At 45.7% G+C, this 7,712-nt stretch carries 5 protein-coding genes and 1 pseudogene; 3 read left to right on the forward strand and 3 right to left on the reverse strand.

Annotated elements, in window-relative coordinates; translation table 11 throughout:
- Positions 1–795: 795 nt before the first annotated feature.
- The gene (locus QZW82_RS24370; RefSeq protein WP_293154122.1) at positions 796–1,137 is read right to left on the reverse strand and encodes a low temperature-induced protein; all 342 of its coding nucleotides are present in this window, start codon (positions 1,135–1,137) and stop codon (positions 796–798) included.
- A 539-nt stretch (positions 1,138–1,676) separates the two neighbouring features.
- A complete protein-coding gene (hisF, locus tag QZW82_RS24375; protein ID WP_293154125.1) occupies positions 1,677–2,447 on the reverse strand; it encodes an imidazole glycerol phosphate synthase subunit HisF in 771 nt (256 codons plus the stop codon).
- A gap of 463 nt (positions 2,448–2,910) precedes the next feature.
- Here hisF and QZW82_RS24380 point away from each other — a divergent pair, with 463 nt between their 5' ends.
- From QZW82_RS24380 to nadB, 3 genes are all read left to right on the forward strand, one after another.
- On the forward strand, positions 2,911–3,894 hold the full coding sequence (locus tag QZW82_RS24380) for an adenylate/guanylate cyclase domain-containing protein (protein ID WP_293154128.1): 984 nt from the start codon (positions 2,911–2,913) through the stop codon (positions 3,892–3,894).
- A 202-nt stretch (positions 3,895–4,096) separates the two neighbouring features.
- Entirely contained in the window at positions 4,097–4,531 is a 435-nt protein-coding gene (gene psbU, locus QZW82_RS24385; protein WP_293154131.1) for a photosystem II complex extrinsic protein PsbU, read from the forward strand.
- A gap of 583 nt (positions 4,532–5,114) precedes the next feature.
- Positions 5,115–6,767: an L-aspartate oxidase gene (gene nadB / locus QZW82_RS24390; RefSeq protein ID WP_293154134.1), complete on the forward strand. Its 1,653-nt coding sequence runs from the start codon at positions 5,115–5,117 to the stop codon at positions 6,765–6,767.
- A gap of 180 nt (positions 6,768–6,947) precedes the next feature.
- Here nadB and QZW82_RS24395 read toward each other — a convergent pair.
- Positions 6,948–7,520, reverse strand: a pseudogene (locus QZW82_RS24395) (HNH endonuclease); the annotation flags it as partial.
- Between the last annotated feature and the right edge of the window lie 192 nt (positions 7,521–7,712).

Consider the following 7,712-nt stretch of genomic DNA (forward strand, 5'->3'; position numbering starts at 1 on the left):
AGTGAGGACTTTAGTCCGCATCCATCTTGGTTTGTAGTGAGGACTTTAGTCCGCATCCATCTTGGTTTGTAGTGAGGACTTTAGTCCGCATCCATCTTGGTTTGTAGTGAGGACTTTAGTCCGCATCTATCTTGGTTTGTAGTGAGGACTTTAGTCCGCATCCATTACGCTTGACTAAAGTCCAATACGGTTCAGTTAGAAGTTTTTATTGCGAGGGAAGTTAGCTTTCGCGCTCTGTAGAAAAGCAATCTGCGTATCTATTTTTCATATTGTTTCGCCTTGAGGATGGTGTTAAACCAAGTGTATTGAACTAAAGTTCTCACTCACTACAAACCGATACAATTTGTTCGATCGTTAGGAATGCAATTCCTCGGCTGGATGCGGACTAAAGTCCACACTACAAACCTATACAATTTGTTTGTAGTAAGGACTTTACTTCTTGGATGGATGTGGACTAAAGTGCTTACTACAAAGCGTTTTTATTGCAAGTCACTGACCGGACACGATCTGATACCAATTCTTAAAACTAAAGCTAATACCCTTTATAAAAAAGATTCTTACAAGAAAAGTTTTGGGCGGAGTGAAACCGAGGGTTGCTTCTCTGGTCATTGAAGCTGCCAGGTGCGTCGCTATTAGATTATCGCTCTTTATTTAAGATGGTTGAAAGCGACACACCCTACCGAAGGCTGTTGCATGAATTTTGCCAAAAAAATTGTATAAATTAAGTTCGGACACAAAAGCTACAAGGACACAGCACTGCCGTGTCCCTACTTTTTTATGCTGATAGCTGCGTAATTAGTCTTTGATTTTGCTGACAGCTTTTTTGACTTGTTGCTCAAAGGATGTAGCCTTTGTATTAGAAGGATTTTTCATCTTCTCGCTGTCAGCATCTCCCTGAACTTCATTAATCCCTTCATTAGCTTTTTTCTGAGTTTCTTCCAGAGACATCGGGTCTTTCAAAACAGCTTTTTGAGCTTCTTTCTCAATCCCCAAAAGTTGAGCTTCACCTTTCGTGGGGCTGCTGGTAACGGCAAAAGCTGGGAAAGCATTAGAAACAAACATCAATGCACAAAAACAAACAGCTATTAAACTGCGAACTAAACGCTTGACTGGGAGGTTAAAGCTGATAAAAGACATACAAAATTTCTCCGTATTTAGAAGTTTTGATTGTTGAGATTGTTGACAGGCTGAATTTAACTCAAATTCTGCACAATCTTTAACTCAATCTTGATAAAAGCCACTTAAATTAGCAGTGGCAATCAGTTGATTTGAGCTAATATATAATATTTAGCTTAAAAAACGGGGTGGTGAAATCTTTCTCAGGGAATATTTGGGCTTTGTGTCTTCCGATAGATGAGTATGGTACATCACCGGAAGTCATAGGATTTTAGATTTTAGATTTTAGATTTTAGATTGGGAATGAACGATCGCGTATGAGTTTTCAGCTTGTCTTTGGTTGTATGCTTTTTTTAAACTGTTATCTGAAGGGAGAATCAACAAAATTCTGCTGTTAAATTCACATCACATTAGGCACTATTTGTAATAACGATCGCGTTTGGGTGAGTTCTCTCGCCCACCCCACAGGAAAATCTAATTATCGCGGAACAGGCGAGAAAGCCTATTGCTGATGTGGAACAGGCGAGAAAGCCTGTTACCAATCTTGCTGATGCAAAGAACTACTGTTGCCGCACGGGAACTTGACATTTTGCTAGATAAGTCTTAATTTCTCCGACGCTAAGTTGCCCGTAGTGCAGCAGGGAAGCCAGCAAGGCTGCTTCTGCTTTGCCTTCCGTCACGGCTTCGTAGATGTGGTGACAGTTGCCGGCGCCACCGGAAGCAATCACGGGAATTTCTACAACTTCGGCGATGCTGCGGGTTAATGACAAGTCGTAGCCGGCTTGAGTGCCATCAGAGTCCATGCTTGTCACTAAAATTTCGCCGGCGCCGCGCTTTTCGGCTTCCTTAGCCCAAACGATCGCATCTAAGCCTGTATTTTCACGCCCTCCGCGCACGTACACGTCCCAACCGGGATTGTCCGCATCTTGGCGTTTGCGAGCGTCGATCGCCACTACAATACACTGATTGCCAAATCGATCGCTCGCTTTGTCAATCAAACTCGGATCGCGCACCGCCGCTGAATTAATACTTACCTTATCAGCGCCCGCCCTCAACAAACTTTTAATAGTGTCCAAGGATTGGATGCCACCACCCACCGTCAAAGGGATAAATACTCGATCGGCAGTCCGGTACACCACATCAATCATAATGTTCCGGTCTTCGTGAGTCGCCGTAATGTCCAGAAATACCAACTCGTCAGCACCCGCATCATTGTATACCTGAGCCATTTCCACCGGATCGCCAGCATCCTTAAGGTTGACAAAATTGACACCTTTGACCACGCGGCCAGCTTTCACATCCAAACAAGGCAAAATTCTTTTCGACAACATAAAATTCTCGTGTGTTTAATTGACTCAGCGCCGCAGCGAGGAAAAGGCTTTGTTGAACTCTTCAAAAAGTGGAAGTGTAGCAACAAATCTCAAAGATACCTTGTGTTTAAGCACAGGGTTGTCTGAGACGAGAACCATTGTCCAGCTTTTTTTTGGGCAACAGAAGCAGAAATTAAGTTATATGTTGCCAAAAAACAGCCAATGCAACTCTCTAGATACATCTGTGGCGTGCAAAATATTACACTTTGGCCTATGATCGAGCGGTAACTACCTTCGGTGGTTATCGCGCGGTAGTTTGGCAATGCTTTATGGGTTCGGTGCATCGATCGACTAAACTATTTTAAATTTTTAGAACAGCCGATTTCAGGTTTTTAGTGGCAATCTTAGTTATGAGCCGCGTACTAAAGTTAAAATTTAAAGCTGAAAACCTCAAATCGGTTGACTTGATGTTGTTTCTAGGGCTGTGGTGACTTTGCAAGCCAATCCACATTTGTTACTTCGTACAGAAAGCGGCAATCGCTACTTGCCGCTCTCCGGCAGCAATTGCTGGACAGTAGGGCGAAATGATGACAATAATTTTGTATTGACCGATCGCTGGATTTCCCGAAATCACGCGATGCTACAGCAAATGGAGACCGGAGAGTTTTACCTGATCGACTTGGGCAGCCGCAACGGTTCCTTTGTCAACGGGCGGCGGGTGAGTATTCCTGTCACTCTTAGAAATGGCGATCGAATTATTTTCGGTCAAACCGAGTTGGACTTCCATAACCCAACCGGAGGGCGCCGGCTCGATCGGCTCCACGACACAGACTCTGAAGATTTTACAGCTACTTTGACGGTACGCAGCCTGATTACTGTCATGGTAATGGACATCCGAGACTTTACAGTTTTGACTAGACAGCTAGACGAAACCATCCTCTCGGAAGTCATCGGTAATTGGTTCCGCAAAGCCGGACACATCATTCGCGAACACGGCAGTTGGGTGGACAAATACATCGGCGATGCCATCATGGCTGTCTGGTTCCACAAACCAAGCGGCGTCAGCAGCGAGGAAATGATGCGGATTTGTCAAGCTTTAAGCCAACTGCACAAGGCAACTGATTTACTCAGCAGCCGTTACCCCCTGCCTTTTCCGTTGCGAGTCGGGGCTGGAATCAATACTGGTTATGCAATGGTGGGAAATTCCGGCAGCAGCGATCGATCGGACTATACCGCCTTGGGAGACACTGTAAACGCCGCATTTCGCCTAGAGTCTTGCACCAAGCAACTCGGCAAGGATATCGCCGTGGGAGAAACAACCTACAAATACCTGACGGAGTTGGGCGCCCAGGACGCTTTCGAGCAGCACATCGTTACTTTGAAGGGTTACGACACTCCCAGCATGACTTACGGCAGCAATTATATTGACTTGAACGCTTTTCTCAAAAGAAAAGGAAAAAGTCCTTGATAGCTAGAAAATTGGGTGTGCAGCCAAAAATTAGTCGATCGTCTAAACTGCGTTGCATAGCATATATTGAGGGCAATGTCAATTCTTGGATGTAAATTTTGTTAACAGTCCTCGGCCTGCTGCGGATTTATCTGAAAAACTGCATAAGCAAAATGGTAGTCTCTACATAAATGCTGTGTATGAAATTGGGAGACAAAACTTCATGAAACGATTGGGTCGTCTATTGGCAGTATTGGGCTTAGTGCTGGGCTGCTTTGCATGGGCTGGAGACCAAAGTGCGATCGCGGCGAACCTGAGCCGTATCGTCTTGCCATCAGCCTCGCTCATAGCAGTTGATGTTCCGGCTAGAACCAATCGCGCCGATGACAAACTTGCCACAGAATACGGCAAAAAACTTGATTTGAACAACAGCGCCGTCCGCGACTTTCGGGACTTTCGAGGGTTGTATCCCACTTTAGCTGGACAAATTATTAAGAATGCTCCTTACGAAAAAGTTGAGGACGTACTCAACATTTCAGGCTTGACGGAAGCTCAGAAAAAGGTGCTGCAAGCTAACCTGGACAAATTCACAGTAACTGATGTCGAATCAGTCTTTATTGAAGGAGACACCAGGTTGAATAATGGTCTCTACGACTAGATAGCAGTGGGTCTCTTTTGAAGCCATGAGTTATTAGTCAGTAGGGGCGGTGCCCCCGTGCCCGCCCTCATGAGTCCATGAGTCATGAGTCATTAGTCAGAACTATGGTTTGTTAATTCATGAATTCTGGCTTGTGGTTCATGGCTCATGGCTTCTGCTCCGACCGACGAATGCCTTCAAAAAGGCTCGCACCCAAAGACGCATAACAGCCTCCGATGTTTTAAAAAGCAAAAAAGATTAGTAGATATTAGTTTAAATCGAGATTTATCTCTAGATTAAATGATTCAATTATTCAAGCTAAAATTGACAATTCTAGCCCCTTAACTTATCTTTAGAGTTCAATATAAAATCTAAAAGATGAAATTTAAAATCGAAAGTTATTATCCCCAGATTCATCTGTAAAGTTAATTTTAAAATATAAAATCTCAAATCTCAAATCGGCTGAGTTATAGCCTTTCTCAAAAAAGTGAGCTAGGCCCGCAAGCCCAATGCCCAATCCCTCCGCTACGCTCCGCCCAATGCCCAATGCCCGATGCCCGATGCCCAATGCCCATGAATACCTCATCTTTCTGAGAAAGGCTATATGACTGACAAATTTGACGTATTGGTGATAGGTGCTGGCGCAGCCGGTTTGTACACGGCACTTTGTCTACCAGAACACTTGCACGTAGGCTTGATCAATAAAAATATCCTACCTGTTTCTGCCAGCGATTGGGCTCAAGGAGGCATTGCCGCAGCGATCGCCCCAGAAGATTCGGCAGCACTCCACGTTCAGGATACACTGGCTGCGGGAGCAGGTCTTTGCGATTTAGAAGCAGTACAATTTTTAGTCGAAGAAGCTGCTGCTTGCATAGACTCCCTGGTAAAAATGGGCGTTGCATTCGATCGCACCGGCCCAGATTTAGCCCTCACCCTAGAAGCCGCCCACTCCCGCCGCCGAGTGCTCCACTCCGCCGACACCACAGGAAAAGCCGTTGTCAGTACCCTGACAGCAAAAGTATTAAACCGCAAAAACATTCAACTCGTATCCCCAGCCTTTGCTTTGAGTCTGTGGCTAGACAAAACCGGGCGGTGTCAGGGCATTAGCTCGATTTGCGACTCCCAAGTCAAATGGCTGCGGGCTAGCGCCGTAGTGCTGGCTACAGGCGGCGGCGGACAGGTTTTTGCTCAAACAACCAACCCGTCGGTAAGTACCGGGGACGGGGTAGCAATTGCGTGGCGCGCCGGGGCGCTGCTGCGAGATTTAGAATTTGTACAATTTCACCCGACGGCGCTGAGTAAAGCGGGCGCGCCCCGGTTTCTGATTAGCGAAGCGGTGCGGGGAGAAGGGGCTCATTTAGTTGACAGCAAGGGATATCGCTTTGCTTTTGACTCTCACCCCAGCGGGGAACTCGCCCCTCGGGATGTTGTCAGCCGCGCTATTTTCCGCCACTTGCAGAAGACGGGGGAACCTCATGTTTGGCTGGATTTGCGCCCCATTGATGGCGATCGACTGCGCTACAGGTTTCCGAATATTATTCAAGTGTGCGCTGATTGGGGAATTGATATTTTTGCCGAACCTGTGCCGGTGACGCCCGCCGCCCATTACTGGATGGGGGGAATTGTGGCTGACAAGTTCAACCAAACTTCGATTCCGGGTTTGTACGCGGTGGGAGAAACTGCGAGCACGGGGGTACACGGCGCTAACCGGTTGGCGAGCAATTCGCTGCTGGAATGTCTGGTTTTTGGCGCGCAAATGGGACTTTTGCAGCTAGAAGGTGAAAAGTCCGAAGCCTTACCAGAGGAAGAAGATGCAGGGGAAATCTTGGAAAAATTGGTTTCACAGCAGGATATTGAGGCGATCGAAAAATTGCGGGTGGAATTGCCTAGTTTGGTGTGGCAGAATGCGGGAATTTGCCGGGGACAACGCGATTTGGAAAGGGCAATTGTCCGAGTTGAGATGTGGCGGCAAGAATTTGTCTCTTTGGCTTTGAGTCAAGCTTTACTCAATGTGCAGCCCGGACAAACGATCGATTTTTCGCCCGGTGATGCCGAAAATAGCTCGGTTTTGCGAAATTGGGGAGAAGTTGGCAATTTATTGGATATTGGCTACTTAATTCTCAAAAGTGCTGCGTTTCGCACCGAAAGTCGCGGTGGTCACTACCGACTGGACTATCCCCTCACCGATCGGGATTGGTGCTGTCACACTTTAATTAACCAATCGCATTGGTACAAATCTGGGCCCATAGAATTTTGAAAAATTGGGTAAGGAACTGAGACTTAATTGCTGGACACATCTGTCCATTCCTGGTCAATTTGTATAGGTCTAAGCATAGTCGTAACCATCCTTTCTGTGGACTGGCGTTAAATAGTCCAACTTGATAGACCTCCTTTTTTTGTCGATAACAAACTCACCGCAACCATGCGACATAGGACAAACTCGTGCTGTAAAATTCCCCGCGTATTTACCTTTGGGAACATCTGCACGAACAATATCACCTGTACAAAATCCCAAGATAGGACGCAAGGGACGATGTTTTTGTGGATAACCAAATTTGTCTGTTTGACATCGCTGCCTGCCACCGAAACCTGTTGTTTTAACTTTCAAAATCTTTGTAGTAACAAGTTTGATACCTTCAACCTTGCCGACACAAGCAGCATCAATCCAATGAGCTTTAGGCAGTTCAAAACGAATTCGGTTAAACTTAGTTTGTCCGCCAGTTCCCGTTCTTACAGGCAATCCAGTTAGCTTAAGGGTGTTGAACAGTGACCACCTTGTACTATTGACAGATGCTGCGTCTTTTAACGGTGATGCAGCTTGTTTCAGAACGCAATTTAACACATCTGGTTTGCCTTTGAGGAAGTCTTTAATATCTCGATTTCCTTTGCGTTGGTTGCACTTGTGGCAAGCCAGACAAAGATTAGAGATACGGTCTGAGCCTCCTTTTGACTTTGGTTGGATATGCTCAATTTCGAGTGGAACGTCTTTGACACCGCAGTAAGCTGTTGTGCATTTAAAACGCATATTGTATAATACAATATAACCATCTTTATAAAAAGTCAATGCCTAGCAATAACTTCCTGAGTTCCGAGACAAGAGAAACTCTTCAACAAGTATTAAAGGAGCATGAACATCCAGACATTCGGCTTCATAGCATTAATTTTCTTATTGCTGAATAGCGGCAATACACAAGCTCAAACT

The sequence above is a fragment of the Microcoleus sp. bin48.metabat.b7b8b9.023 genome (genome assembly GCF_013299185.1).
Classification (GTDB): domain Bacteria; phylum Cyanobacteriota; class Cyanobacteriia; order Cyanobacteriales; family Microcoleaceae; genus Microcoleus.